Below are 26619 nucleotides of genomic sequence, written 5' to 3'. Positions count from 1 at the left end.
TAGACTTGGTCGGTGACCAAAAAGCAAGAGGCGGTCGTCCGGACGGCGCTGGAGATCCTTGAGGACAAGGGCATCGAGGCGGTGTCGATGCGCGCCATCGCCGAGCGCCTGGGCGTACGGATGAACACCGTGCTGTGGCACGCCAAGTCCAAGGCCCACCTGCTGGAGCTCATGGCCGACGCGATCGTCGGCGAGGCGTCCACGCGAGATCTCCCCGCCCCCTGGAAGGAACGGGTGCACGAGCTCGCACACCGCTACCGCGCCGCGCTCCTGGCGCACCGCGATGGGGCCGCCGTCGTGACCGGCACCTACGCGGCCGAACCCGCGACCCTGCACTTCGCCGACACCATGGTCGAGGCCCTGCTCGACGGCGGCCTCGACGCGCGGAAAGCGGCCTGGACCTGCTGGACCATCGTGTACTTCACGCTGGGGCTGGCCCAAGAAGAACAGGCGGCCCCACTATCGGAAGACGGCCGCCTGGCCGAGGCCGTCGGCACGGGCGGCTTTCCCTCACTGGCCAAGGTGCTGCCGCAGTTGGGGGACGCCTCGTTCAACGAACGCTTCGACTACGGCCTGTCCCTCATACTGCGATCGCTGTAGCCTCGTCCCCGTCGGCAAGGACAAGAGCAGATCCCTCGTCGCCAACGTCGGCCACATCCTCTCCGACAGCGACGTCCCCCCAGCCTGATGTCTGCGCGCAGGACGCACCACTGGAGACGGTTCAGGAAGAGCGTGGCGCCGTGACACCACCTGCTCAGGTAGGTCGCCGGCTCGTCCCGAGGTAGGCGGCGAAGCCGATCAGGCAGACACCGGTGACTCGCGCCACCAGGCGGTCGGCGCGGGCGGAGATCACGATGCGCCGCAGTTGGGAGCCCAGGACGGCGTAGAGCAGAGCGACGAGGGTCTCCACCACGAGGTAACCGGTGCCGACCAGCAGCAGGCCGCCGGCGGTCGATCCGGGTCCCGAGACGAACTGGCGCGTGTGTCCGTCGCTTCGCCGCGGCGTGCGTGCTGATGCGGCTTGGTAGGCGCCTGGGCTGGCCAGGTTCTCCTTTGAGAGGGAGAGGTCGGCATGGTCCGTTGAGCTCGAGCGGGCGTTAGTCGGGGGCGCTCGGCTCGTCGGCGCGGGCCGGGGTGCCAGTGGGTCCCGGCCCGGCGCCACTCGACAGGGCGATGGCGAGCCGGTCGTGGTCGAAGGCGGGCCGCCGGCTCCCCGAACCCGGGGCGACGATCACGTACTCGGCGCCGACGTGATACCGGAACCGCTGATCGAACTTCCCCGGCTCGGCCGTGGTCGCGGAGGAGCCGACCTGCCGGAAGCCGTCCACACGGAGGGATCACGGGAACGAGTGTCGTCGCACCGCGGCCTTGCCCGGATCGGCTGGTCAATCGGTTGCCGCCGATGGCCAGAACGGGCTGTAGCCTCGAAACGGGTATATCACCGCGGCCCGGCGCGACATTTTGGGGTGGGACATGGAGCTGTTCGGGCGGCACGCCGAGACGGCTGCCCTCGACGGGCTGCTGGATCGGGCGGCGGATGGCGCGGGCTCCGGGCTCGTGCTGTGGGGCGAGCCGGGTATCGGCAAGACCGCCCTGCTCGAGTACGCCGTCGAGGCCGCGTCCGACGCGACGGTGCTGCGGTGCCGGGGCTCCCGGATGGAGGCGGGGCTCGCGTTCGCGGCGCTGCACGAGCTGCTGTGGCCGGTCATGGACCGGCTGGAGACGCTCGCCGCCCCGCAGGCCGCGGCGTTGCGCGGGGCGCTGGGATTGAGCCGGGACACGGCCAACCGGTTCCTCATCGGCGCGGCCGTGCTGTCGCTGGTCAGCGGACTCGCTCAGGAACGACCGGTGCTCGTCGTGGTGGACGACGCCCAGTGGGTCGACGAGGCCACCGCGCAGTGTCTCGGCTTCCTGGCGCGACGCGTGACGACGGACCGGGTCGTGGTGCTGCTCACCGGGCACGAGGATCCCGCCTCGGGACCGTGGGAAGGGTTGCCGGCGCTGGAGGTGCTGGGCCTGGCCGACGACGACGCCCGGAAGCTCGTGGCCGCCGCCGTTCCGGGGGCCGACGAGGCGCTGATCGACCACACGATCCGGACGGCGGGCGGCAACCCGTTGGCGCTCCACGAGCTGCCCACCCTCGAGCACGAGCCCGATGGTGACGCGCCGCTCGCGCGATCCGGGGATCTGATGCCGGTGGGGCCGCGGTTGCGGCGGGCGTTCGCCGCCCGGGCCGCGGCCATGACGCCGCCGGCTCGGGCGTTGTTGCTGCTGGCCGCGGCCGAGGACCGGGGTGACCGGCACGTCGTGCATCGCGCCGGGACCGCGTGGGGGGTCGACACGATCACCTGGGACGAGGTCCTGCGCTCCGGGCTGCTCCGCGTCTCGGGGGCCCGGCTGGAGTTCCGGCACCCGCTGATCCGGGCGGCGGTCTACGACGGCGCCCCCTTCCTGGACCGGCAGGCCGCGCACCGGGCGCTGGCCACCGCCCTGCCGGCGAACGCCACCGCGGAACGGGCCTGGCACCTGGCCGCCGCCGCCGACGGGCCGGACGAGGACGTCGCCACACTGCTGGAGCAGGCCGCCGAGCAGTGCCTGCGACGCAGCGCGGGTCCGATGGCGGCCCGCACGCTGCGCCGGGCCGCGGAGCTCTCGCCGACGCCGGCCGCGGCTGGGCGCAGGCTGGCCGCTGCCGCCCGTGCCGCGTGGGACGCCGGCCGGGCCGAGACCGCGCGGCAGCTGCTCGAGGACGCCGAGGGCCTGTGCGGTGAGCTTCCCGTCGCCCGGCTGAGCGGCGGATTGCGCGGAATCCTCGAGTTCGCCAACGGCATGCCCGAGCGTGCCCACCGCTACCTGGTCTGCGACATGGCCGTGGTCCCCGAGACCCGCCGCGCGGTGGAACTGGGAACGCTGGCGGTCCGCGCCGCGTGGTCGGCCGGCCGGCCCGACCTACAGCAGGAGGCGCTCCAGCAGGTGCGGGCCGTGGACGCCGACGGTGATCCCGCCCTGTCGGAGCTGTTGCCCGTGCTGCGGAACTGGTGGTCCTGCTACGACGAGACCGGTGAGGTCACCCCCACCCTCCTGGGCATGGCCAGCGGCACGGTCGGCCGGCTCGGCACGGCCGCGTGGGAACTGCTCCCGCCCGTACCGTTGGTCCAGGCCTGGGGCATCGAGGACGGGCTGCTCGACGTGCTGCGTGTGCAGGCCGCACAGCTGCGGCGTCGGCACGAGCTCGCCGCACTCGCAGTGGTGCGCTCTCAGACCGCGGTCCTCGACCTCGGTGCGGGCCGGTGGGGTGCCGCCGAGGCAGCGGCGACCGAGGGGCTGCAGCTGGCCGAGGAGGCCGGGGCGGATCACGTGGCGACGCAGTGCCACGCGACCCTCGGATCGTTGGCCGCCGCCCAGGGCGACAGCCGCGCCGTCGCCGAGCACACCACCCGGATCCTGCAGGTCTCGGTTCCGCGCGGGGTACGGGCGCTCAGCGCCGCGGCGTACTGGTACCGCGGCCGCGCGGCGCTGTTCGACAGTCGTCCCCAGGAGGCCCTGAACGACCTGCTGTGTCTCGCCGAGCCCGGCCACGAGGCCGCTCACCCCACCTGCGCGCTGTTCGCCGCCGTGGACACCGTCGAGGCGGCGGTGCAGGTCGGGAACACTGACGTCGTCGAGGCTCAGGTCGTCATGGTGGAGGAGTGGGCGCAGCGTACGGGTGCGACGTGGGCCCGCACGGCCGGCCACCGTCTCCGCGCCCTCGTCCAGGGCGGATCGGCGGCCGAGGCCTCGTTCCGAGCCGCTCTGGACGTCGTGGGAGCGGCGGGTAATCCGTTCGAGTACGCCCGCACCCTGCTGCTGTACGGGGAGTGGCTGCGGCGGGCGCGCCGCCGGGCCGATGCCCGCCTCCAACTCGCCGGAGCAGCCGAGGCCTTCGACCGCCTGGGTGCGGAACCACTGCGGGCGCGGGCGCTGCGCGAGCAAGCCCTGACCGAACGACCGGCCGCCCCCCGCGTACCCGGTCCTCCAACGGCAGCCGGGCTGACCGCGCAGGAGCTGCGGGTCGCGCGGCTGGCCGCGGACGGTCTGACCAACCGGGAGATCGCGGCGCAACTGTTGATCAGCCCTCGCACAGTCGGCCACCACCTCGCCAATGTCTACACCAAGCTGGGCATCACCTCCCGCGCCGACCTGGCCCGGATCGACTTCGCGGGCGACCTGCGGTTCAGCACGGCCGGTGACTGACCCGGCGGTGTGCCGATGATCGATGACGCACCTGCGAGCCCTTGGACATGACCTCATTCCTCGTCCTCGCCATCGCCGGGGCGATCACCTGACCGCCGGAGCGGACGCTTCTTCTCACGTCATCGGTTGAGACGAGACGTCAGGGCGTCCAGCATCGATCCGACCTTCTGAACGGTGAGCGAGACGTGACCGTGGTCAGGCTCCAGGTGGGCTCGGACATCGGTCAGGTTGCGGGAGAGCCACTCGCCGTGGGCGACGGGGACCATCCGATCCAGCTCCCCGTGCCACAGCTCGACGGGGGCGACGACATCGGCGAGGTCGAAGCCCCAGTCGCCGCCCAGCGCCTTCAGGTCGGCGAGCCACCCTTCGTTCCCCGCCTCCAGGGCGTGGTCCATGTTCGCGGCGTTGTCCGCGCCGAAGCCACTCGTCATCACGGAGACGTCCACATCCGGAAAGAGGGAGGACAGCTGCGCGGTGACGTCCTCGGGCCGGTTCCCACGGACCGCGGCCGCCATCCGGCTCACGACCGCGCGTGCCGCCCGATCGCCCTCCTGCAGGCTCCTGAACTGGATGCCGTTCTGCTCGCCCATGCCGGCGACGAAGTCGAGACCCGGCGCGGTGGGGGGAGCGAACGACGCACTGATCAGAACACCGGAGACACGGTGGGCGTCCACCGCGGCGCTCGCCAGCGCATGAGGGCCTCCGCCGGACCAACCGAAACCGCAGTAGCGAGCGATACCCAAGTGGTCGATCAGGCGAGCACAGTCCGCCGCCGTCTCGGCCACTGTCCGGCCCGGGACGGGGGTGGACCGGCCGTAGCCCGGCCGGGAGTAGGTGACCACACGGAACCCTCGCTCGAGCACGGGAGCGAGCACCGTGTCCATGGGAACCGCGGAACCGGGCATCCCGTGATGGAACAGGACGACCGGGGCCGACTCCGGACCCAACGATTCGTATTCGAGATCCCGACCGTCCGGGAGCCGCGCCAGCAGCATGTGTCGGTCCTTTCTCCCGTGTCGCCCAGTGCTGCGCGGGCTCGTCGTCACGGGACCGGTGAACGAGGACCCGCGGTTCAGTGTTCGCAGGAGGCCGGAACAGCCCGTTCTCCCAGGTGTCCGGGGACGGTGGAGGCGACATCGTTCATCTGCCGTCCCGATGCTGGAAGTCACTCCTCGTACCCGGGCCGCGACTGCACGGGGAGCTGCTCGGGCTCGCGTGCACCATCGCCTCCCCGGACGATGGCGTAGCGGCCGCGTAAGGCCGTCAGGTCGCGGACGGCGAGGCAGCGGTCAGGATCGAGCCCGCGGTGGGGCCAGCGGTCCGGCCCGGTCAGGCATCCTTGTTACCTTGAGGTGCAGGGGTTCGATGCCACCGGAAGGGGTTGTCTTCCAGCGCGGAGCGGTCCCAGTGTCCGCGGTTCGCGGCGGCTTCATAGGTGGTGTGGAGGAACTCGGCGACCGCGCGGTCGGGGTCGGGTGCGGCGCGGGCGGCCTCGTAGGGCAGCAGGAACTGCTGGAACTCGGTGCTGAAGTAGGCCCCTTCGGGGCCGATCGGCTGATCGGCGAACCCATCGGGTTCGGGGTAGGCGTAGGAGTAGAAGGCGCCTTCCTCTCCACCGCCGGGCCAGAACCCGCAGCTGGACAGTTCCCGGGAGTAGCCCTCGACCATGACCCAGTCCCCGCAGTTGGGTGCTCCACCAGGGTGCGGCGGAGCCGCCCGCCCGGAGAAGCGGGTACAGGCGAGGTCCATCCCTCCCCAGAAGAAGTGCACCGGACTGACCTTGCCGACGAAGTGCGACCGGAACTCGCCGATCACCCGGTTCGCCTGCAGCAACTGTCGCCAGAACAGGGCGGCCGCCTCGCCGTCGTAGGAGGCGTGGACGTGGTCCTCGGCGAAGGGGATCGCCGGCTCGACCTCGTTGGGGTGCGGCCGGATCGGTGCCTCGATCCCGAGCTGGTCGAGCGTGTCCAGGATCCGGGTGTAGAACTCGGCGACCGGCATCGGCCGGAGCGGGAGGCTCCGCGTGCCGCTGTCGCTGCTGCGGACCTCGAGCCGGTGGCCGACGAAGTCGAACTCGATCTCGAAGGCGCCTGTGCGGTGCGGGATGGCCGACGTCGTCAACCCGCGCGGGCTGACGTACAGGGTCACCTGCCACCAGTGGTTGACCAGCGGAGTGTGGGCCATGCGGATCTTGCCCACGATCTGGGTCCACATGTGCAGGGTGTCGCGGGTGGGGGTCCAGTCCGAGACCCGCAGGCTCGGCCAGCTCGTCGTGGCAGGGCTGGTCATCGGTTATCACGTCCTTCGCGGCGCCACGAGAGGGTGGCGGTCGTGGTGTTCATGTCCCCGCGGACGGGCTTCTCCGGTCATCGTGAACTGCGCCCTCTCGTGCGCCAACGCTGGGCGGCGGCGCGGGCCCCGACGACGACCCGCAACGGGACCGACATCAGTCCCCTGCGCATCGGGGCGTCGGTGACGTAGACGCCGGTCACGAGTAGGCGGACCAGGACCTCGTCGTCGGGACGGGGCCCGACCTGGACGCCGATCCAGACGAAGGAACCGTCTTCTCCTCGAGCACGGCGGCGCGTGCGGGGTGGCTCACGTGCCGAGCGTAGGGCGCCGCTGCCCCCGCTGGATCGGCCGGTCGATCTGTCGTCCACCTCTCGATGAGGGGCGATGCTCGGGCGGCGGACGGTACGGGTTCCGGACTCGTGGTACGGGGTGAGCCGGGTATCGGACGCATCCGGGCCACTGCAAAGGGCGCGTTCACGGCGGCAGGTTCGCACCCACGGCTCCATGACCGCGTTCATCCTCCGCACCCGCACTCCGGTGAGCACCACGGTTCCGGCAGACGAGCGTGTCCCCGGCGCGGCGCTTGCAGTCGATCTTGATGTCCAGCCTGTCGAGTTCGCGGTCCAGGGAGGCGAGCAGCGAGGGATGCGGGTCCAACAGCGGCGCCGTGCCGCCGCGGGGCAGGATGGCCCTGGTGGGCAGTCCGGCTGACAGCAGGGCGCGGCCTGCGTCGGCGACCCCGACTCCGGTGGCAGGTTCGCGGGCGGCGAACCCTGGTACGTCACCGGCGACATCTGGCGCGGTGACACCGAGAGCGCGTTCGCCTTCTCCGCACGGGACGACGATGTGATCATCATGGCCAGGTACACATTGGCCCGTTCGAGGTGGAGTCCGTCCTCGCGCAGTGCGCCGTGTTCACCGTGCCCGACGAGGTACGGGGAAGAGGTCATCGAGGCGATGGTCGTCACCCGCCCGGGGGCATCCTCCCCGCGCCGGTCTCGCCGACGAACTCCGCCAGTTCGTCAAGGAACGCCACGCCGCGCACGCGTATCCACGGAGCATCCGGTTCGTGGACGGGCTGCCGAAGACGCCCAGCGGAAAGGTGCGACGCCGACTGCTGTGCGCGGCCCGGACGGTGCTGACCGAACAGGAAGGCCCCCTACGCCGGCTGATCCTCAACCGCCCGGAGCGCCGCAACGCCATGGACGGCGAACTTGTCCGGACGCTGCGTAAGGCAGTGCGTGCCGCGATCGGCGACCCTCGCACCCGTGTGCTGGCCTCCGCGGCCGGGTTCTGCGCAGGAGCCGATCCGCGGCATCTGCTCGCGATCGAACGGAACGGGGGAAGGCCGGTCGACTTCCTGGCCGAGGTGTCCGCGTGCGTCACGGAGCTCGCACGGTGCCCGAAACCCGTAATGGCGGCGCTGCACAGGCACGCCGTCGCCGGTGGGATCGAACTCGCGCCGGCATGTGACATCGTCATCGCATCGTCCGCAACGGGCTCGTGCCCGCAGCCGCATCGAGCGTCCGGCTGCCCCGCGGGGTCGGTGGCTCATCCTGACCGCCATCCATACCGGCCGAACGGTTCGCGAACTCGGGATGGCTGCACGCGGTGGATGTGCGTGACAAGGCCAGAACGGCCGCCGCCGAACTGACGCGCCGCCGGGGTGGCCCCAAAGGCCTGCCGGTCCGCGAGGCCCTTCAGGCGGAACTGGACGTGTTCGCCCGGCACTGGGACGACTCGAGTGTCGCCGAGAACGTCGAGAGGTTCTTCACCGGCCGGAGGGGATGCCATGCCCAGGTTCGCTGACCAGGTCGCCTTCATCAGCGGCGCCGCGCGGGAACTCGGCAATGCGATGGCCGAGCGTTTCGCCGCCGAGGGGCCGAGTGTCCCGCTGGCCGACGCCGACGCAGTCGCCGAGGAGATCGCGCGGGACCACGGGGTGCGCGCCCATGCGGCCACCGTCGACGTGAGGTCCTCCGCACAGGTCCAGCAGTGGATACGGCGTACCGTGACGGAACTGGGGCGATCGACATTCTGGTCAACAACGCCGGTCATCCGTGACAACCGGGCCGAGGACATCTCCGACGAGGACCGGCGCCGTCGTCGACACCGGCCTCGCCGGTGCCTTCTACGGCATCCGCGTCGTACTGCCGATCATGAAGGAGCAGTGCTACGGCCGGGTGCTCTCGCCGTCCTCGATGACCTGGCGCGGGAACTTCGGCCACGTCGCCAAGCCGGAATCGTCGGGCTGACCCGGACCGTCGCACTGGAGGGCGCCCGGCACGGCATCACGGCGAACGCGATCGCACCCGGGCTGATCGACACGCCGATGCCGGCCTCGATGAACCGGCGGGCCCAGCAGAAGCTCATCGCGAAGATCCCGGTCGGCCACACCGGGATCCCGCACGACATTGCTGAGGCCGCGGCCTTCCTCTGCTCCCCGCAGGCACGGTTCGTCACGGGCGTCGACGTCGAATCGTGAGGACTCCGTGCACGCACGGCTGCGACCAGGACTTCGCAAGGTGTGTTGGGGGCAGCCCTGACTGCTGCGGCCAACACTGTGTCCTGGCAGGCCGCCGTGATCACATCGGTGGCTTTGTCGGCACCCGGGATGATGCGGCTTGCCGTGGAAGGTCGGCGGCGCCGGACGTTCGTGTCGATGCCGGCCGTACATGCCAACGTCCGTTTCCCCCTATCGAGGCGGCGTGGAACTTGCCTGCGGCCAGGTGGTCGGGGCTGATGGAGGTTCCCGGACAGGCGTTCATGGACGTCGGCCACGCTCATTTGCTGTCTGTGGTGCCGTCGAGCCGGGCGACCAGGTCGCGCAGGGCGGCCAGTTCCTCGGCGAGTGCGCGGGAACCCTCGGTGGTCAGGCTGAGCCAGGTACGGGGGCGGCGCCCGTGGTAGCCCTTGTGGATCTCGATGTAGCCTGCCTGCTCCAGCGTGCGCAGGTGGCGGGAGAGATTCCCGTCGGTGAGGTTCAGGGTGTCGCGCAGGTAGCCGAACTCGGCGCGGTCGGTCTCGTGCAGCACCGCCATGATGCCGAGCCGGGTGCGGTGGTGGACGGTGTCGTTGAGGCCCTGCGTCGGGTGCGGTGTCTCAGGGCCGGCAGGCTCGCTCATGCCGGGCTCTGGGCTGCGGCCATGGCCGAACGAAGCCGTGCCCGGGCCCGAAGATGGACGGCTAGCGCGCCGATCAGCAGGACGAAGGCCAGCAGGATCAGGTTCGGCGCCGGGTTGATCAGCCCATCGATCATGCCGCCGTAGGGCGGCATGATCCACGGGGGGATCTGGCCGAGGCCGTAGCCGTTCATGATGATGCAGAGGCCGCCGTAGGCGAGGGCGGTGACCGCGACGCCCGGGCTCCGCTCGACCCTGGCCAGGATCAGCAATCCGGCCGCGATCGCCAGCAGCGGACTGACCACCGGGCCCCCCGCGAAGTCGAACGGGGGCGAATTGGGCAGGCTGTGGCCCTGGGCGAACACGGCGAACAGGAAGACGGCGAACAACGGCGTGCCCACGTAGACCCAGGGCCGCCATCGCATGGTGAGGCCGACCCGTGCGGCCCGCCGCCGGTACCACCAGGCGCACGCCAGGTAGCTCAGCGGCCCGGTGATCACCCAGAACGCGATCGAGAGGGTTGCCGACCGGTCGACCCCGTTCAGCCCCGCATAGCCGCTCATCGAGCCGGGCTTGCTGGAGCCGCTGCCGTCCGGATGCAGCTGCATGGCCTGGAACGGATGGGAGTACAGCAGGATCGAGACCAGCGTCAGTAGTCCGAAGATCGCTAGCGGGACGGCCGCCCCGCGTGCCTGGGCGCGGGTGAGCCGCCGCAGCCTGGCCACCTCGTCGAGCATCCCGCCGGGGGATTGTGGGTCCACGACTCCTCCAGAGTCTCGCTTCTGAAAACAACTTTGCATCAGCGAGTACTCTCCCGTCAAGAGAACCGGGCGAAGCCCCGGGCGGCGCGAGTCATAGACGAGGGCCCACGCAAGCGGGCGTGCAGCAAGCGCAGCGCACCGCGACAGAGCCGCGATGCCCGTACCCGTCCCGTCGGCCGCCGCAGACCCGAACTCGTCCGTCCGCTTCCGCCCCACCTGCTGACCCCATCGCCATCGGTCACGTCGATGCGGTAGCCGACAAGCTGGCCACGCGCGTCGCGCGCACGAACCTCAAGGGGCGCGCCGCGCCCGCCGGGCGGCTCGTGCGCCGCCACGCTGCCGCGACCAGGCCGGCTGCCCCTGACCGCGGAGACCCTCGCGCTGGCGATTCCGGCCAGCAGCGGCGCCAGCCGGCGCTCGGCGCCGCCGACACCGGACACCGTGGCGATCAGCCATGGTTCGCCGGGTCGGCGCCGGGCATGAGGATCACCGATGCCGCTGCCGGAGACGATGATTCGTCGGGCGATCTGGTTGCCCGGCCGCGGAATCAACCCGGCCCGAGCCGGTGGATTTACCAGCCCGGGCCTCTTACTGCGGGTCAGCCATGCTGTGGCCGCGCGTCAGCCGCCTCCGTCGCCGTCGCCGGGTGAAGCCCCGGTGATGGCCTGCCTCTGCTGTCCGATGATCTCCTGCATCGGTACGCCGTCGTAGTTGCTGAGGACGACGCCGACCCACCCTGTGTCCGGGTAGATGCTCCAGTGGGTGGAGCTGCCGGGGTAGGTGCCACTGCGCGCGAGTTCCCACTGGCCTTCGACGATGTGGGCTGTCGACCCGTAGGTGCTGAACCCCGGGGAGCCTCGGAAGTTGGGGGCCTTGACCGAGGTGAACACGTCGGCCCAGACCCGGGCGAGGACGGTGCCGTCGTACAACGCTTCCGCGAACCGGACCATGTCCGGTGCGGTGACGAACCCGCCGTCCGGGACGAAGTTGCGGGCATTGTTCTGGCCCGCTATGCCCGGGCTCGAGGTGTCCTTGTCCAGGTTGCGGACGGCGTCCACCCGGCTGCCGTCGGCCTGTTTCATGTACGAGTGCGCGATGTGCTCGTCGGCCAGCCACTGCGGCCTGGTGTAGTACGCCGAGCCGGTCATGCCGCAGCGCTCGAAGATGTGCTCGTGCACGTAGTCCCAGAACGTCATGCCGGTCACGGCCTCGACGATCTGCACGGTGATATCAGCACCCCAGCCGGGTTTGTCCGAACCCGCGCCGGGGGAGGCGACCAGCTTCGCCTGCCGGGTGTACTGCCGGTAGTACTCGTGCTGCTCCTGCTCGCTGTGGAAGATGCGCTGGTGGTCGTGCTCCGGAAAGGACAACCCGGAGGTGCCCATGAGCAGGTGGTGGACGCGCACCTGCTCAGCGATCTCCTTGGCGAAACCGGTCAGGTAGGTGCCCACCGTGTCCCACAGCTTCACCTTGCCCCGCTGCGCCAGCTGCACGATGGACAGGCTGACGAACGGCCCCCCGTAGAGGTTGAACGCGGCACCTTCGTGGTTACGGATCCCCTTCTCCTTGTCGGCCATGCCGTAGCTGCGCGACAGCACCGTCCGGCCCCGGTGCGACAGCAGTACCACTCCGGAGAACTTGTCCTCGGCGGCCAGCTTTGCGATGTACCGGTCGTAGGCGCCGCCGGGACGGGTGTCCGGCGGGATCTGGCCGGGCGCCGTGTCGGCGTGGCCGAGCCGTCCACCGCCGCCGGCTTGGGCCGTGGCCGCCTCGCCCAGCAGCGGCGCGGCCACGGCGGCACCGGCCACCACGGCTGCGCCCCGCAACAGCGAACGCCGGTCCGATCCTCCGTCATCAGTCCGAAGTTCCCTGGCCACGGCCTTCTCCTTCCGTGATGATCCATCGCCGCAAACTTTCTAGCGACTGAGGAGTCACACCACGGTGCCCAAAGCTGTGACCCGGCTGTGACCGGGTCTGCAGCCAGAATCGGGGGTTGCCGACTCCGCGATGGCCTCCGAAGCCGGCGGCACCATGCCCTCAGCACTGACCGCTGCGGTCCATGCCCGGGGCGCCCCGGGTTTGGTGGAGGCTCTGACCCCTGGAAGGGTGAGGGGCTATGGCCCCCAGGGAAGTATTCCCCTGCGCTTCGTGAACGCGGGTGCTCAGCCTGCCTACTCCGATTTGCTGGAACGCAAGGCGACCGACCGTGTCAAGTGGCCCAGCTCCGGAGCGCGTTCGCGGAGGTCGAGGACTGCAAACGGCTCGAGCTGCGGCGTGGAGACCCCGCCCGGCTCAAGGGCGGAACGACCGCGGAGATCTCCCACCTGCTCGCCGAACTGATCGAGAACGCGCTCGCCTTCTCGCCACCCGGCTCGCCGGTGGAAGTGTGGACGCGGATGGACCCGTCCGGCCATCACATCGCGGTCGTCGACCGCGGCATCGGCATGGCGCCCGCGGCGATGGCCTGCGTCGACACCCGGGCGGGACGAACCCCTGTTCGCTCGCGCCACGAACCTGGGCCACCACGTGGCGGGACGACTCGCCGCCCGACTGGGGTGAAGGTACGGCTGCAGGAGTCGCCACTGAACGGGATCACCGCGCCTGGAACCCCGCCCACCCAGCGTGACATCTGGACCCCGACGCCGCTGAAAGACATGAGCCGGTGGGGCCACTCAGGAGCCCGGCCACGTGACTAGACCGGCACACCCGGTGCCTGGAGGCGGGAGGGCCGCTCAATGCCCGGTATCTGTCCTGGCGCGGCCATGCCCGGCAGATTAGAAAACGGTGGAAGGGCGTTCGCGGGGTCCGCGTCCGTCTGTGAGGACGGAAGGGGAGTGGAGCATCCAAGCCTTTGTTCAGCAACACCTGAACTATCCGCACCATGCCCCCGAGACTGAATTTTCAGTGCAGACACTCGGAGGATTGAGTTTCGCGGCGAGGCTTCAGTGACTTCCCCTCAAGCTGCCGCCACTGCCCAGGGGCGGGTGAGTTTCCGCACTGTTCCGATGAAGTCAATATTTCTCAGGAGCGTGTTGCGAGCACGTCCTGTCGATGTCAGCAGGGGATCAACTGTCTCTTGAGAATTCCATTTCTTTGTTGAAAACGGTAGATCTCGATATTTGGCCTGTGTTCGCGGGGTCCAGGTCAGGCTTCCCCGAGATCTACGGCCGCTTTTGTGCTTGCTTGGTCTGCCTTTTCGTCATACGGAGTTCATCGCGTCGGCCCGCATCGTCGGTGGTTGGGCGGGGCTGCTTCCTCTTGTTGCATGAAACCCGGCGTGCCCCGAGAACGGCAACCGGAGATCCTTATGCCCGAGTGTGCACCTCTCGCGGATGCGTTGCAGATGATCGCCATGGGGGTCGGACGTAGGCTCTTGCCGCTTCTCGGAAGATCCGTTCCTGGGGCGCACCAATCGGTGTTCTGAAATTTGCGGTAGCGGTGGGTGGGCTCCGAGAAAAGCGCAGTGCGACGGCCAAACGGCCGTCGCGCATGTCCTTACATGCTCTCCCGCTCAACCACACGATCTCATCTGGGGGAAGAAGATTTCGTATGGAGACGCCAACACGGTCGAGCGCCCTCGACGACGAGGTCATGGCCTGTTGCCGGTCACTGGGCACCGAGTTGCGCAGTGCCCGGCTACGACGCAACATCTCACTTCGTGAACTGGCGCGGCGCACCCATTACAGCCACACCTACCTGAGCAAGATCGAGCGTGGGGAGAAGGTGCTCACGCTACGGCTGGCCGAGCAGTGCGACGAGGTCCTGGGCCCGGACAGCGAACTGGCGGCGCTGGTCGAGCGGGCGCAGCAGACGCGCGGCCGCTGGCCCCGGCCCCGTCAGCTGCCGGCCGGACCTTACCGGTTCGTCGGGCGGGAGGCGGAGCTGGCCAGGGCGCGGGCCTGGCTGCGCAGCCGTCGGGCGGTGGATGCCGGAGTGCCGATCCTGGCGGTGCACGGCCCGACGGGGATCGGCAAGACCGCGCTGGTGCTGCGCTGGGCGGCCGAGGAGACCGAGCAGTTTCCGGACGGCACGCTGTTCGCCGACCTGGGTGGCGGGGGGCGGCGGGTGGAACCCGCCGCCGTGTTGCGTGGGTTCGTGACGGCGCTGGGTGTTGAGCCGCACCGGGTACCCGAGGACGTGCGGGAGTGCGCCGCCCTGTTCCGCTCGCTGTTGCACGGCAGCAGGACGCTGGTCGTGCTGGACGGTGCGGTGGACGACGAGCAGGTCATCCCGTTGCTGCCCGGCTCGGGCGGCAGCAGCGTGGCGATCACCAGTCGCGAGCGGCTGACCATGGTGCACGCTCGCTTCGATCCGCTGAGCATCACGCTCGGCTGCCTCGCCCCCGGGAAAGCCGCTGAGCTTTTGCACTCCCTGGTGGGCGGTGCGGGCGGCGTCCAGGCCGAGCAGGTCGGCTGGGCTTCGCCGGAGGAGATCAGGTTGGCGGCCAGTGCCCTGCCGAATCGCCCGTGGCGACCGGAGACGGCTTCACCGTCGATACCTGGGGACGCGTCAACGCGGTAGGTGGACCATTGAGTCGCGTCCGGAAATTGTAGCGAGAAACATATGACCCAGATATTCACAGAGAAAGAGCGGGTGTTGTGCGAAGCGGACGGGACCAGCCGGGCCTGGCCAGGGCGACGAAGTGGATCGTCCCGGTCGTCATCGTGGCAGAAGTGGTCCTGCTGCTCTCCGGGGCCGTCGGGCTGGGCGCCGGCTTGCTGGTCGTGGCCGTTGTCGAGGGAACGCTGCTGGTCCTGGTGCTGTTCGAGATCTGGCTGTTGTGGCGGGCGGTGCGCCGGGCGCGGGCGGCGGGTGTGGACGGCGCCGATGCGCTGGCCGCCTCGCTGCGCATGGTGATGCCGGATTTCGCGGCCTCGGTGGTCAAGCACGACCTGCTGATGATCCGGGCGCTCTGGCTTGTGGTGAGGGGAAGCCGGGATGTGCCCGCGGACGGCGAAGCAATTCACTACAGCAGGGGACTGCGCCCGATGATGTGGGTCTTGTTCGTGCTGAGTCCGCTGGAGATCGTATTGGTGGAGTCAGCGGTGCCGTGGGTTTTCCTGCGGCTGGTGCTGGTCGTGCTCGGCGTGCTGGGTGCCATCTGGTTGCTCGCGCTGATCGCGACGATGCACAAGTACCCGCACAGCGTCGACCCTCGCCGGTTGCGGCTGCGCTACTGCTCGTTCTTGGATGTTCGGGTGCCGGTCGCCGATATCAAGACCGTCACCATTTCCCGGCGGCAACGCTCGATGCGGCGGTCCGCGGAGGTCGTCGAGGGAGTGCTGATTTTGGAGGTCTCGGGGGCGACCAACGTTTCTGTCGCCCTGCACCGTGAGCACCAGGTCGATCTCGGTCTGCGCGGCCGCAGAGCAGTGCGCCAGGTGGATTTCTGGGCGGATGATCCCGCAGCCGCCGTACGATTCATCCGAGCTCAGGTGACCTGAATCATCCGGCGACCCGCCGCCTTTATGGAAGCCGCCGGGGGCCCTCGCGATGGTTCCTAGAAGAGTCACCACTGATCATCTGGACGACTCCCGCGTGTGGCGACACTCTGGTCAGGAGAGCGCGACCGCCGCGCTCCTGCCGAATGGGGAGTCATGGAGAAGAAAGAGGATGCGGTGACCGCGTCGGTTCCCGAGGCCGACATCGAGGAACTGGTCCGGCAGATCAAGGCCGACGACGTGGCGAACGCCGAGCTGGGCGAGGTCGACCTGTCGTTCGCCGAAATCTCCGGGCTGAGCGATGAGGAACTGCAGAAGTTTCTCGAGGAAAAGGCCAGCGTCACGGCGGCGAGCGGCGTGCAGCAGAGCGTCATCGGCTTCGCCGTCACCATCGGCGTGCACTGCTGATCTGGCCTTCGCATGAATCCGACCATCGATCACGATGAGCGGATGCGGGTCCGGGCGCTGGGTTTCCACACCCGGCGTCCGGTCGCCCATCCGAAGCCCCCGGCCGAGCACACCGCCGATCGTTCCGCAGTGGCCGACCGCGTGCGCGGGCTGGAGTTCGACGCCCCGGTCGCGTGGGTGCGGCCCTGCGTCTCTCGGCGCCCCGTCGCGCTGGTCGGGTTGGCCGACGGACGCCACATCGTGCTCAAGTGGCCGGACGAGGACCTGGACCGCACGGGCGACCGGGAAGCCGAGATCCTGGACCTCCTGCACACCACCCCGCTGGCGGCGGCGACCCGGCGGGCCCTGCCCAGCCCGGTGCCGCTGGGGGCTCCCGGACGCGTGCGCGCCTACGACGCCGTCCACCCCGCCCTCAGCCTGCGCGACCTGCTGGGCGCGGGCATGCTGGGCCCGGGCCAGATCGACGCACTCGCCACCGCCCTGGCCGGGCTGCACGACGCGCCGTGGCCGGCCGAGGTGTTCGCCGACCCGGACATGCGGATGACCGTCCCCGCGCCGCGCACCACGCTGCTCACCGTCGAGGAGTACTCCCGGGGCGTGGGTGCGGAGTTCGACGTCTGGATCCGCGCCATGCAGCGGCTCTCGGACTGCTTCGCCGAGCTCCACCGGAACTGGGACGCACGCTCGCTGGTCCACTTCGACCTCCGCGACGACAACGTGCTCTTCGGCTCAGGCGGGAGTGTGCGGATCATCGACTGGGAGTTCGCCGCCGTCGGCGACCCGCGCTACGACGTCGGCTACCTGGTGGCCCAGTTCATCGTGCACGCACTGCGCTCGAGTCCCGGCACCCGTCCCGCGCTGCCCGCCGGAGCCATACGCACGGCCGACCATTTCACCGCCGCCTACTTCGCCCGCACGCCCGGCGGGCGTGACGCGGTGCGCGCCGTCGTGCGTTACGCCGGGCTCGTGCTGCTGCAGCATGCCGGGGCCCGTCTGGAACTGTTCGGCTCGCTCGGCCGCACCGGGCACCTGTGCCTGCTGCTCGCCGAGGGCCTGCTCCGCCGCCCGGAGACGCTGGCCGGCCGCCTGTCCACCGGATGTGCGCCGTGACCGATCACGAGGACCTGTTCCGCGCCATCGCCGCCGATCTGGTGGTGGAGTCGCCGGAGAAGTTCCGGCACCGCGAACTCGGCGCGTTCACCCCGCCCAGGGACCTGGAGACCACGGCCGACCGGCCGCTGCTGGTTCCCCTGTGCCGCACCGTGTACCTGCTCTACCACGCGGGCGATCAGCCCTCGGCGCGGTTGTTCCTCGGCGGCGGCCACGCCGCCCGCGCGGTGCACGACCTGGAGGACGGCGAGCACGCCGAGCGGCTCTCCCGCGCCGCCGAGGGCTTCGGGCAGTGGTCCGACGGCTGGACCGTCACCGAGCTGCGCGGGCCGGACGCGGTGGTGGCCCGCGACGGCCTGGCGTTGCTGGCCCGGCGGCATGAACTGTCGGAGCCCGCCGAACAGACCGGGCAGGTGGTCGGCGTCCGGTTCCGCACCGACCATCCCTACCGGGTGCCGGGCTGGTACTGCGTGGTCGGGGAGGTCGGCAGGCCGAAGAGCGCCGACCTGGTGCGGATCTACTTCTGCCTCGGCAACCCCGACGTGGCGCCGGCCCTGCTCAAGTCGGTGCTGGACGAGCTGAACCGGCACCGGATCGCGTTCGAGGCGAAGACGGTCAACAACCCCGCGTCGTTGCTGCGCCGGGACTCCTTCGTCGTCTACTTGGAACGCCCGCACTGGGAGCGGCACCGCGAGTTCTTCACCGACCTGCGGCGCACGCACGAGGCGGACCTGCGTGAGGACTACCCGCGTTTCGCCCTGCGCTTGGCCAGGGGCATGTCGTTCGCGCAGGATCCAGACCTCCCCGAGGGGACCATGAGTTTCGGCGAGCACCGCAGCCTGCTGGTGGCCGAAGGGCTGCTGGACGCCTTCGACGCCGGCGTGCGCACCCCGGCCGGGCGGTTCGGCGCGATCTCCGCCCGGTACCGGGCGGCCGGACTGGATGTGCGCACGCCCTACCTGAACCAGGAGGCGGTGCGGTGACCGGCGCCGAGCGCGTCCGCGACATCCGCGGCCCCATCGCTGATCGGCTGTGCTTGCGCACGCGGTCGGGCTTCCAATGGGTCGAACGCCTCCACCGTCCCGGCCCGCACTACCTCGGCCGGGCACAGTTGTCCTTGCTGCGCGAGGCTTTCCCGGGCGCGCACGTGCCGTGGGCGTACTCGGCCGCGGTGGCGGTGTGGCCCGCCGTGCCGTCCCCGGCACTGCTCAGCGACCGCATGCTGACATCCGCCTTCGCCGAGGACGACCCAGACTGGCCGCGGACCCTGCGTGCACTGGGCGCGCTGGCGGCCAGGGTGCACCGGACCCCGCTGACCGACGAGTTGCGCGCCGCCCTGCCCGACCGCAGCGGTGGCCCCGCCTGGCTGGCGGAGGAAGCCGTCGCCGCCGAGGTGCGGGCGCATCGGGCGCTGCTTCCGCTGGAGACCGCACCGGAGTTGGCCGCGGCCGCGGCCCGCCCGCCCGCCTCCGGCCCCGCGACCCTGGTCCACGGCCGGCTGTCCGCCGGATCGTGCGCGGACGGCCCGGTGCCGCTGGCGTGGCGCGAGGCCGGGATCGGCGACCCGCAGCGGGATCTGGCACATCTCCTCGCCGAGATCGTGGAGGCCGCGGCGTTGGTGAACTGCCCGGCACCGGTGGCGCGGGCGCGCGTGGAGGCGTTCCTCGACGGTTACCGCGACCTGGCGCCCGCCGGCCTCCCGCCGCTGTGGGACGCGGTCGCGCGCCGGATCGTCGAGCACTACGCGCAGGGCGTATGGGCCGGCGGCGACCTGGCCGGCGCCGCCGCCGCGCTGCCCTCGGTGGAGCGCTGCTGGGCCGAACTGCGACCGGCGGGAGTGGCGCACCGGTGAACGGCGACAAGATCGACCTGTCCGGTGCGCGGATCGTGCTCGGGGTGAGCGGTTCGGTCGCCGCGCTGGGCACCGCGCACCTGCTGATGTGGTTGCGCACCCGGTTCGGCATCTCCGACGTCTGCGTCGTGCTGTCGGAGGTGGCGCAGCGGTTCGTGACCCCCGCGTCGCTGACCGCCGTCGCCGACTGCGCGGTCGTGACCGGCTGGTCCGACCTGCCCGAGGGCACCAGGTCGCACGTGGGCGTCGCCGCGCGCGCCGACGTCGTGCTCGTGGTGCCCGCCACCGCGAACACCCTGGCGAAGATCGCCAACGGTATCGCCGACACCACGCTCACCGCCGTCGTGGCCGCCGCGAGCTGTCCGGTGATCCTGGCGCCGTCGATGAGCGAGATCACCTGGAACAAGCCCGCCACCCGGCGCAACGTCGCCCAGCTGGTCGCGGACGGCCACCAGGTCGTCGACCCCAAGGAGGGGATCTCGACCAGCACGTCCGAACTGGAGCTGGGCTCGGTCGGCGACTTCCGCGGCCCGCTGGTGCGCGCGCTGATCGCCACCCGTACGGCAACACCCTGGGGAGAGGAGCGACCATGATCACCAAGGACACGGTGCTCATGAGGAGACCGGACCTGATCGTCCAGCTGGACAGTGCCAACACCGTCCGCGTGCACCACGGCAGGGTGGTGTCGGAGTTCGGCGCGCACGCGCTGGCGTTGCTGGACGTGTTCTGGCGATCGCGCACCGTGGGAGAGGCGCTGCGCCTGCTCGCACCGAGGCTGGCCGGTGCGCGGGCACTGGACGAGGCGGTGAGCACCCTGAGCCAGCTGGTCTCGGCGGGGGTGCTGGCCACCGAGCACCGGCTGGGCTTCACCGACCTGGTGTTCCCGATGGGCGGCTACGGCATGGCCTACCCGAACATCCGGATGCTGGACGACCCGATGCGCAAACGGCTGTTCGTGCGCGCGGTCAAGGAGGTCGTCCAGCCCGGTGACGTCGTGCTGGACCTGGGCACCGGCTCGGGCATCCTCGCCGTGGCCGCCGCACAGGCCGGCGCCCGGCTCGTCTACGCCGTCGAGCCCGCGCAGTCGATCGGCGTGGCACGGGCGGTGGCCGAGCGCAACGGCTTCGCCGACCGGATCACCTTCCTGCGCGACTGGTCGTCCTCGGTCGACCTGCCGGAGAAGGCCGACGTGCTCACCACCGACATCGTCGGCAACGACGCGCTGGACATGGCCATCTGGGAGACCGTGCAGGACGCCCGCGAGCGCCTGCTCGTCCCCGGCGCGCGACTGGTACCCGAGGTGATCACCGCCTACGCGACCCTGGTGCGCCTGCCGCCGGAGTTCGTCGCGGCGCACCGGGTGGTGCCCGAGCACGTCGAGGAGTGGAACGCCCGCTACGGGATGGACTTCTCGCCGGTACTGGAGCACGACCGCGACCGGGTGGCCGGGTTCTACGAGCCGCCGGACGTCGCCGCGCGGTGGGCCCGGCTGTCCCCGCCGGTCCCGCTGTTCGACGTGGACCTGCACCATCGCGCCCGCGCGTTCACCAGCACCGCCGAGGTGGTCGCCGACCAGGCGGGGGCCGCGAACGGTGTGATGATCCACTTCGAGGCCCGGCTGTCCCCGGGCACGACCCTGTCCACCGACCCGGCGGGCGGTTGCGCCAAGAGCCACTGGTTCACCGCCGGGTGGGCCTTCCCCCGGCCGGTCGACGTGGTGCCCGGCACCGCGGTCACCCTCGCGTACCACTACACCGGCGACGGCCGTGCCGCCGTCGAACTCGCCGGGTCGGCGGCGCTGGAGGAGGTGACGGCGTGAGGATTCGTGACCACGCACCGAAGTTCGCCGGCAGCGGCACGCACCGCGAAGTGGCCACCGAGGAGACCGCGGCCCGGATCTGGCCGTACCTGCGGCACGTCGGGGTCACCCGGGTCGCCAACATCACCTGGCTGGACTCCATCGGCATCCCTGTGTACAACGCGATCGCGCCCCGCTCGCGCGACCTGATCTCGGTCTACAACGGCAAGGGCCTGCGGCCGGTGGACGCCAAGGTGTCGGCGGTGATGGAGGCGGTGGAACGGTTCGCCGCCTGGCAGCCGCGCACGCCCGCCGCCATCGCCTCCTACAACGAACTGGTCAAGGGCGGCACCGCGGTGCTCAACCCGGCCGACTGCAACACCAGGCTGCACGCGCGCTACCACGACGACCTGCCGGTGTCCTGGTTGACCGGCTACGACCTCGTCAGGCGGGAGCCTGTGATGGTCGCCATGCACGGCACCACCTACAGCGACCAATACCACGAGTCGCCGGTCTATCACATCGCCTCCACGAACGGCCTCGCCTCCGGCAACACCCTGGAGGAGGCGGTCACCCACGCGCTGTGCGAGCTGATCGAACGCGACTCGATGACCCTGGCCGAACTGGTGACCACCTACCTGGAAGGCGTGCTGCGGACCGGGACATCGGTGCCCCGCCAGCCCGAGGCGGTGACCGCGGCGATGCGGTCCCGGCACCCGCACTTCGACATGGACCGGCTGCCACCCGCGGTGGCCGAGGTGGCGGCCCGCTTCCGCGCCGCCGGCGTCGAGGTGCGGATGGTGGACATCACCTCGGAGCTGGGCGTGCCCAGCGTCTGGTGCGCCACGGTGGACACCTTCGGCCCGACCTTGGAGGCGCAGGGGCACGGCGGATTCGGCACGCACCCCGACGTCGAGGTGGCGATGATCCGCGCGCTGACCGAGTGCGCGCAGAGCCGGGCGGTGGACATCCAGGCCATGCGCGAGGACATCAGCACCCCCGACGAGGAGGTCCCCAAGCACCTGCAACACGTGCACCGGGCCGCCACCATCAACAAGTCCGGCTGGTGGTGGGAGCCGACCGACGTGCTCACCACCGCGGCCGACGTGCCCAGTCACCCCTCCGGCGACGTCACCGCCGACCTGCGGTTGCTGCTCGACCGGCTGGTGGCCTGCGGACTCGACCGGGCCATCGTGGTGGACCTGTCCCCGCCGACGGTGCCCGCCTCGGTGGCCAGAGTGATCGTCCCCGGTCTGGAGTCCTGGTCGGTGGACCACAGCAGGCTGGGCGCGCGGGCGGCCCGGCTGTGGAACGAGACCGTCACCGGCCTGGCCCGCCCGGCCGAGGCGGCCGCGGGGAGGGGGGTCTGATGCGCGCGGTGGTGTTCTGCGGTACCAGCCTGAGTCACGCGGACGCGGCGCGGGTGCTCGACGCCGAGTACCTGCCGCCGGTCGGCAAGGGCGACGTGGACCGGCTGCTGGCACGGCCCCGGCGGCCGGACCTGATCGGCATCGTCGACGGCCGGTTCTTCCAGTCGCTGTCCATCTCCCCCAAGGAGATCCTGCGCGCGCTGGACGCCGGCGTGGCGGTCTACGGATCCTCCAGCATGGGCGCGCTGCGCGGGGTGGAGTGCGCCCCGTACGGCATGGTCGGCATCGGCGCGATCTTCGAGGCCTTCCGTTCCGGGGAAACCGACGAGGACGATGAGGTGGCCATCACCTACTCGGCCGAGACGCTGGAACCTGTGTCCGAGCCGTTGATCAACCTGCGGTTCGCGATCGCGGCGGCGGTGCGCGCGGACGCGGCGACCCCGGAGCTGGGAGAGCGGTTCCTGCGCGTGGCCAAGGAGATGTACTTCCCGAGGCGGACCGCCGCCGCCGTGCTGTACGAGCTGCGGCGGGAGTTCGCCGCCGACGAGGTGGACGCGCTGGCCGCGTACCTGCGCACGAGCGCACCGGACACCAAACGCGCGGACGCACTGCTGTTGCTGGAGCGGATGGGCGCGGATCTCACGGCCGGACAGGCCCCCTCAGGGGTGCGCGGATGACCGGTGCGGCGCAGGACCTGCGCGAACGCCTGCTGGCCGACGGCTACGCCTTCCCGGTGCCGGTGCTGCGTCCGGAGGAGGCCGCCGAACTGCTGGCCGCCGTGCGCAGGCACGAGCAGATCTCCCGCCGGGTCGGCGGCCGGGTCGCGCAGCGGTGGAACTCGCCGAAGCTCCACCTGCTGGCGCCGTGGGCGGACAGGCTGGTGCGTGACGAGCGGCTGCTCGACATGGTCACCGGGATCATCGGCCCGGACGTCCTGGTGTGGTCCACGACCGTGTTCACCCGCCCGGCGGGCGGCGCCGGACGGCTCGCCTGGCACCAGGACGCCCTGCACTACGGCTGGACCAACCCGCGCGGCAACGCGGTGCGGGTGTGGCTGGCGCTCACCGGCACCACGCGGGAGAACGGCACGATGCGTTTCCTGCCCGGCCCGCACAACAGCGAGCTCGTGCCGCACCGGGCGAGCGGCGGGCCGTACGGGCTGGAGGTGGACATGGACATCGACGAGGCCGCCGGCGTCGACGTACTGCTGGCGCCGGGCGAGGCGTCGCTGCACACGCCCACGACGGTCCACTCCTCCGGCCCGAGCACGGCGACGACCGACCGCGTGTGCTTCGCCATCGACTACATCAGCCCGGCACTGCGGCAACTCCCCGCGCCCGACAGCGCCCTGCTCGTTCGCGGCAGCGCCACGCCGGGCTCCTTCGCGCTGGAGGAACCGCCGGACAGCGAGTACGGCGCGGCCGGCCTGCGCCGCTTCCACGAAGCGGTCCTGGTGCGGGACAAGCACTTCGCCGCGGTCGGCCGATGATCGCCGGCGCCGGTCTCCCAGAGCGCGTCGCCCTGGACCCCGCCGCGTTCCCGCCCGTCGAGGACCACCAGTGGTACCCGACGTGCGCGGCGGCGGTCACGGCGACGCTGGCGGCCTTCCACACGCATCGGCTCACCGGGGCGGTGCGGCGCCCGTCGGTGCTGTTCAACTACTTCACCTCGCGGATCGTCGGTGACTTCATCCGGGGCGAGGGCTCGCGGGTGGACTGGTGCCTGGCGGCGTGGCGGCGGTTCGGCATCCCCGACGAGGCCGGCTGGCCGTTCACGGCGGCGGCGATCGACCGGATGCCGGACGCGCACGCCTTCGTCCAAGCCAAGGCATACCGGGGCATCGGCTACCGCAGGCTCGACGGCGCGGGCACCTCCGGGCGAGCCCGCCTGGAACGCGTCCGCGAGCACCTCGCGGCGGGGGCACCGGTGACGGTGGACTACCCGCTGAACCCGGTGCAGGCCCCGGCGGGCGAGACCGGGGAGATCCCCGAGTTGCCACCCGGCGCCGAGCACCACGCCCGGCACGTTGTCCTCGCCGTCGGATACGACGACCGGCGCGGTGCCCTGCGCGTCCGCAACAGCTGGGGCACAGGCTGGGGCGAGACGGGGCACGCCTGGCTGCCGTACCGGTACGTGCTCGCGGGCCAGACGGAACACCATTGGACGGTCGAAACAGCCCCCTGGGAGAGCACATGACGGACACGGTTGCGGTGGTCACCGGCGCCAGCGCCGGCATCGGCGCGGCGACCGCCCTGGAACTCGGCAGGCGGGGCCTCCACGTGGTGCTCGTCGGCCGCGACGAGGAACGCCTGCTCGCGGCCTCCCGCGCGGTCGACGAGGTCGCGCCGACGCCCTCGCGCCCGGTGCGCGCGGACTTCACGCGCCTTGACGACGTGGAGGAGCTGTCCCGCGTCCTGCACGGGGACTATCCGGGGATCGACGTCCTGGTCAGCAACGCGGGCGTGCACACCACGCGCTGGGAGCTCACCGGGGATGGACACGAGATCACCAACCAGGTCAACCATCTGGCGCCGTTTCTGCTGACCGGCCTGGTGTGGGATCTGCTGTCGGCGCGCCCAGGCGGCCGGGTCGTGCAGACAGGCTCGCTGCTGGCCGAGGGACTGGACCCCGAGGATCTCAACCGCACGCGCAGCCGCCGCGCGGGCTGGGGTGCCTACAAGGCGTCCAAACAGGCCAACGCGTTGGTCGCGGTGCACCTCGCCGGCCTCACCGGTCCGGCCGGACCGGTCCCGACGTGCTGCCACCCGGGCATGGTGCGGACCACCTTCGCCTCCGGATCACTGCCGTACCGCACGTTCCGCCGGGCGTTCCCCTTCCTGTTCCAACCGGTCGAGACCGCCGCCCTGGCCCTGGCCGATCTCGCGACCGGCGAGGACGGGGTGAACCACCCGGGGGCGTTGTTCAACGGCACGAAACGGGTGCGGAGCCTCAAACGCTGGCGGGATCCCACGCTGGCGCGGCGACTGTGGGAGGCCACTGAACGGGCGCTCGGTAATGACCGGCTCGGCCCGGCGCACCCGAGAGTCGGCACATGACGGCGCTGGAGCGGTTCCTCGGCGCGGACCTCTTCCACCAGGACATCCACCCGCTGATCGCCGAGGTGCGCGCCGGGACCCCGGTCGCGGCCGTCGACGTGCCCGCCACCGGCGAATCCCCCGCGTCCCGGCAGTTCTACGTGTTCACGCATGCGCTGGTGCGCGAGGTGATGGGTGATCCGGCGCGGTTCTCCAACCTCGCGTACGCGCCGCAGATGCGCATGTTCGCGGGGCGGACGATGCTGGAACTCGATCCGCCCGAGCACTCCGAGTACCGGGGCCTGATCGCGCCGCTGCTGCGGTCGTCGGTCGTCGGCCGCCGCTACCGGGAGCTGGTGGACTCGGTCGTCACCGCCGGGGTCGGCAGGCTCACCGGACGAGCGGAGCTGCTGGCCGACCTGACCTCGTGGGTGCCGGTGCGCGTGATCGGCGGGCTGCTCGGCGTGCCCGAGGCGGACATGGAGAAGTTCTGCGCGCTGGCCCTGCGGCTGATCGACGTGTCCTCGGAGTGGCGGGAGGTGGCCGAGGCGCGGACGGAACTGGCCGGATACTTCGCCGAGCTCGTCACGACACACCGGGGCGGGCCGGACCTGCTGGGCGACCTGCTCGCGATCCGGGCACCCCGCCGGTTGAGCACCGAAGAGCTGGTGTCGTTCCTGCTGCTGCTGATCCCGGCGGGCATCGAGACGACCCACCGGGCCGCGGCGAGCCTGCTGCTGACCCTGTTGCAGCGCCCGGCGCTGCTGGACGAGGTACGAGCGGACCGGTCGCTGCTGCCGAGGGCGATGGAGGAAGTGATGCGCTGGGAACCCGCCGTGGCCGGCGGGCTGCGGATCGCCCGGCGGCCGACGACCCTGGGCCGGGTCACGGTGCCCGCCGGTGCGGTGGTGTACACGTCCTTCCTCGCCGCCAACCGGGACCCGGCGCGGTTCGCCGATCCGGACGTCTTCGACATGCACCGCGACGGGCTGCAGCACGTGACCTACGGGCACGGGCCGCACCTGTGCCTGGGGATGCACCTGGCCAGGTTCGAGGTCGTCGCACTGGTGAACCGGGTCCTGGACGTCCTGCCGGGCCTGCGGCTCGATCCGTCGGCTCCGGAGCCGTACTTCCACGGCAAGATCTACCGGACGCCGAACGCCCTGCCCGTTGTTCTCTAGGCCGGACCGGAGGTTG

Annotated in this window: 26 protein-coding genes; 19 read left to right on the top strand and 7 right to left on the bottom strand. The window is 71.0% G+C overall.

Annotated elements, in window-relative coordinates:
* Positions 1 to 12 precede the first annotated feature (12 nt).
* Positions 13 to 600: a TetR/AcrR family transcriptional regulator C-terminal domain-containing protein gene (locus ACFPZN_RS03640; protein ID WP_378280104.1), complete on the top strand. Its 588-nt coding sequence runs from the start codon at positions 13 to 15 to the stop codon at positions 598 to 600.
* A 154-nt stretch (positions 601 to 754) separates the two neighbouring features.
* On the opposite strand, the gene ACFPZN_RS03635 is transcribed toward ACFPZN_RS03640, so the two are convergent.
* Positions 755 to 913, bottom strand: coding sequence for a hypothetical protein (locus ACFPZN_RS03635; RefSeq protein ID WP_378280102.1), 159 nt, complete (start codon positions 911 to 913; stop codon positions 755 to 757).
* 184 nt (positions 914 to 1097) lie between these two features.
* The gene (locus ACFPZN_RS03630; protein ID WP_378280100.1) at positions 1098 to 1328 is read right to left on the bottom strand and encodes a hypothetical protein; all 231 of its coding nucleotides are present in this window, start codon (positions 1326 to 1328) and stop codon (positions 1098 to 1100) included.
* A 145-nt stretch (positions 1329 to 1473) separates the two neighbouring features.
* Between ACFPZN_RS03630 and ACFPZN_RS03625 the strand changes: the two genes are divergently transcribed.
* Positions 1474 to 4233: a helix-turn-helix transcriptional regulator gene (locus tag ACFPZN_RS03625; RefSeq protein WP_378280098.1), complete on the top strand. Its 2760-nt coding sequence runs from the start codon at positions 1474 to 1476 to the stop codon at positions 4231 to 4233.
* A gap of 119 nt (positions 4234 to 4352) precedes the next feature.
* On the opposite strand, the gene ACFPZN_RS03620 is transcribed toward ACFPZN_RS03625, so the two are convergent.
* Positions 4353 to 5228 carry an alpha/beta fold hydrolase gene (locus tag ACFPZN_RS03620; protein WP_378280096.1) on the bottom strand — a complete coding sequence of 292 codons (876 nt, stop codon included), beginning with the start codon at positions 5226 to 5228 and terminating at the stop codon, positions 4353 to 4355.
* A 334-nt stretch (positions 5229 to 5562) separates the two neighbouring features.
* A complete protein-coding gene (locus tag ACFPZN_RS03615; RefSeq protein WP_378280094.1) occupies positions 5563 to 6522 on the bottom strand; it encodes a DUF5996 family protein in 960 nt (319 codons plus the stop codon).
* 907 nt (positions 6523 to 7429) lie between these two features.
* Between ACFPZN_RS03615 and ACFPZN_RS03610 the strand changes: the two genes are divergently transcribed.
* Together ACFPZN_RS03610 and ACFPZN_RS03605 are read left to right on the top strand one after the other, a co-directional pair.
* Positions 7430 to 8179, top strand: a complete 750-nt coding sequence (locus ACFPZN_RS03610) for an enoyl-CoA hydratase/isomerase family protein (RefSeq protein ID WP_378280092.1) — start codon at positions 7430 to 7432, stop codon at positions 8177 to 8179.
* A 138-nt stretch (positions 8180 to 8317) separates the two neighbouring features.
* Positions 8318 to 9010, top strand: a complete 693-nt coding sequence (locus ACFPZN_RS03605) for an SDR family NAD(P)-dependent oxidoreductase (RefSeq protein ID WP_378280090.1) — start codon at positions 8318 to 8320, stop codon at positions 9008 to 9010.
* 298 nt (positions 9011 to 9308) lie between these two features.
* Here the strand turns inward: ACFPZN_RS03605 and ACFPZN_RS03600 are convergent, their stop codons facing one another.
* The 3 genes from ACFPZN_RS03600 to ACFPZN_RS03590 form a co-directional block, all read right to left on the bottom strand.
* Entirely contained in the window at positions 9309 to 9650 is a 342-nt protein-coding gene (locus ACFPZN_RS03600) for a winged helix-turn-helix domain-containing protein (protein ID WP_378280088.1), read from the bottom strand.
* Entirely contained in the window at positions 9647 to 10408 is a 762-nt protein-coding gene (locus ACFPZN_RS03595) for a hypothetical protein (protein WP_378280086.1), read from the bottom strand. The genes ACFPZN_RS03600 and ACFPZN_RS03595 overlap by 4 nt, the downstream gene beginning before the upstream one ends.
* A gap of 620 nt (positions 10409 to 11028) precedes the next feature.
* Positions 11029 to 12285: a serine hydrolase domain-containing protein gene (locus ACFPZN_RS03590; RefSeq protein WP_378280084.1), complete on the bottom strand. Its 1257-nt coding sequence runs from the start codon at positions 12283 to 12285 to the stop codon at positions 11029 to 11031.
* A 336-nt stretch (positions 12286 to 12621) separates the two neighbouring features.
* On the opposite strand from ACFPZN_RS03590, the gene ACFPZN_RS03585 reads away from it, so the two are divergent.
* The 15 genes from ACFPZN_RS03585 (at position 12622) to ACFPZN_RS03515 (ending at position 26603) form a co-directional block, all read left to right on the top strand.
* A complete protein-coding gene (locus tag ACFPZN_RS03585; RefSeq protein WP_378280082.1) occupies positions 12622 to 13104 on the top strand; it encodes an ATP-binding protein in 483 nt (160 codons plus the stop codon).
* Positions 13105 to 13957: 853 nt separating this feature from the next.
* Positions 13958 to 14929, top strand: a complete 972-nt coding sequence (locus ACFPZN_RS03580; RefSeq protein ID WP_378280081.1) for a helix-turn-helix domain-containing protein — start codon at positions 13958 to 13960, stop codon at positions 14927 to 14929.
* Between the two features lie 152 nt (positions 14930 to 15081).
* A complete protein-coding gene (locus ACFPZN_RS03575; protein WP_378280079.1) occupies positions 15082 to 15852 on the top strand; it encodes a hypothetical protein in 771 nt (256 codons plus the stop codon).
* 153 nt (positions 15853 to 16005) lie between these two features.
* Positions 16006 to 16257: a thioviridamide family RiPP peptide gene (tvaA, locus tag ACFPZN_RS03570; RefSeq protein ID WP_378280077.1), complete on the top strand. Its 252-nt coding sequence runs from the start codon at positions 16006 to 16008 to the stop codon at positions 16255 to 16257.
* Between the two features lie 12 nt (positions 16258 to 16269).
* Entirely contained in the window at positions 16270 to 17367 is a 1098-nt protein-coding gene (locus tag ACFPZN_RS03565) for a phosphotransferase (protein ID WP_378280075.1), read from the top strand.
* Entirely contained in the window at positions 17364 to 18350 is a 987-nt protein-coding gene (locus ACFPZN_RS03560) for a T3SS effector HopA1 family protein (RefSeq protein ID WP_378280074.1), read from the top strand. Before ACFPZN_RS03565 ends, ACFPZN_RS03560 begins: the two co-directional genes overlap by 4 nt.
* Positions 18347 to 19219: a hypothetical protein gene (locus ACFPZN_RS03555; RefSeq protein WP_378280073.1), complete on the top strand. Its 873-nt coding sequence runs from the start codon at positions 18347 to 18349 to the stop codon at positions 19217 to 19219. The genes ACFPZN_RS03560 and ACFPZN_RS03555 overlap by 4 nt, the downstream gene beginning before the upstream one ends.
* A complete protein-coding gene (locus tag ACFPZN_RS03550; RefSeq protein WP_378280072.1) occupies positions 19216 to 19812 on the top strand; it encodes a flavoprotein in 597 nt (198 codons plus the stop codon). The genes ACFPZN_RS03555 and ACFPZN_RS03550 overlap by 4 nt, the downstream gene beginning before the upstream one ends.
* Entirely contained in the window at positions 19809 to 21038 is a 1230-nt protein-coding gene (locus ACFPZN_RS03545) for a 50S ribosomal protein L11 methyltransferase (protein ID WP_378280069.1), read from the top strand. Before ACFPZN_RS03550 ends, ACFPZN_RS03545 begins: the two co-directional genes overlap by 4 nt.
* Positions 21035 to 22387: a YcaO-like family protein gene (locus ACFPZN_RS03540; protein WP_378280067.1), complete on the top strand. Its 1353-nt coding sequence runs from the start codon at positions 21035 to 21037 to the stop codon at positions 22385 to 22387. Before ACFPZN_RS03545 ends, ACFPZN_RS03540 begins: the two co-directional genes overlap by 4 nt.
* On the top strand, positions 22387 to 23064 hold the full coding sequence (locus tag ACFPZN_RS03535) for a TfuA-like protein (protein WP_378280066.1): 678 nt from the start codon (positions 22387 to 22389) through the stop codon (positions 23062 to 23064). Before ACFPZN_RS03540 ends, ACFPZN_RS03535 begins: the two co-directional genes overlap by 1 nt.
* Positions 23061 to 23876 (top strand): phytanoyl-CoA dioxygenase family protein, encoded by an 816-nt coding sequence (locus ACFPZN_RS03530; RefSeq protein ID WP_378280064.1) that lies wholly within the window; start codon positions 23061 to 23063, stop codon positions 23874 to 23876. The genes ACFPZN_RS03535 and ACFPZN_RS03530 overlap by 4 nt, the downstream gene beginning before the upstream one ends.
* Positions 23873 to 24583, top strand: coding sequence for a C1 family peptidase (locus tag ACFPZN_RS03525; protein WP_378280062.1), 711 nt, complete (start codon positions 23873 to 23875; stop codon positions 24581 to 24583). The genes ACFPZN_RS03530 and ACFPZN_RS03525 overlap by 4 nt, the downstream gene beginning before the upstream one ends.
* Positions 24580 to 25443 (top strand): SDR family NAD(P)-dependent oxidoreductase, encoded by an 864-nt coding sequence (locus ACFPZN_RS03520; RefSeq protein ID WP_378280060.1) that lies wholly within the window; start codon positions 24580 to 24582, stop codon positions 25441 to 25443. Before ACFPZN_RS03525 ends, ACFPZN_RS03520 begins: the two co-directional genes overlap by 4 nt.
* Positions 25440 to 26603: a cytochrome P450 gene (locus ACFPZN_RS03515; RefSeq protein ID WP_378280058.1), complete on the top strand. Its 1164-nt coding sequence runs from the start codon at positions 25440 to 25442 to the stop codon at positions 26601 to 26603. Before ACFPZN_RS03520 ends, ACFPZN_RS03515 begins: the two co-directional genes overlap by 4 nt.
* The last annotated feature ends 16 nt before the right edge of the window (positions 26604 to 26619 follow it).

This window comes from Actinomadura rugatobispora, from assembly GCF_042656285.1.
In the GTDB taxonomy this organism is placed as follows: Bacteria; Actinomycetota; Actinomycetes; order Streptosporangiales; family Streptosporangiaceae; genus Spirillospora; species Spirillospora rugatobispora.
Note: the sequence above shows the minus strand (reverse complement) of the source record. Positions and strands in the feature narration are given on the sequence as shown.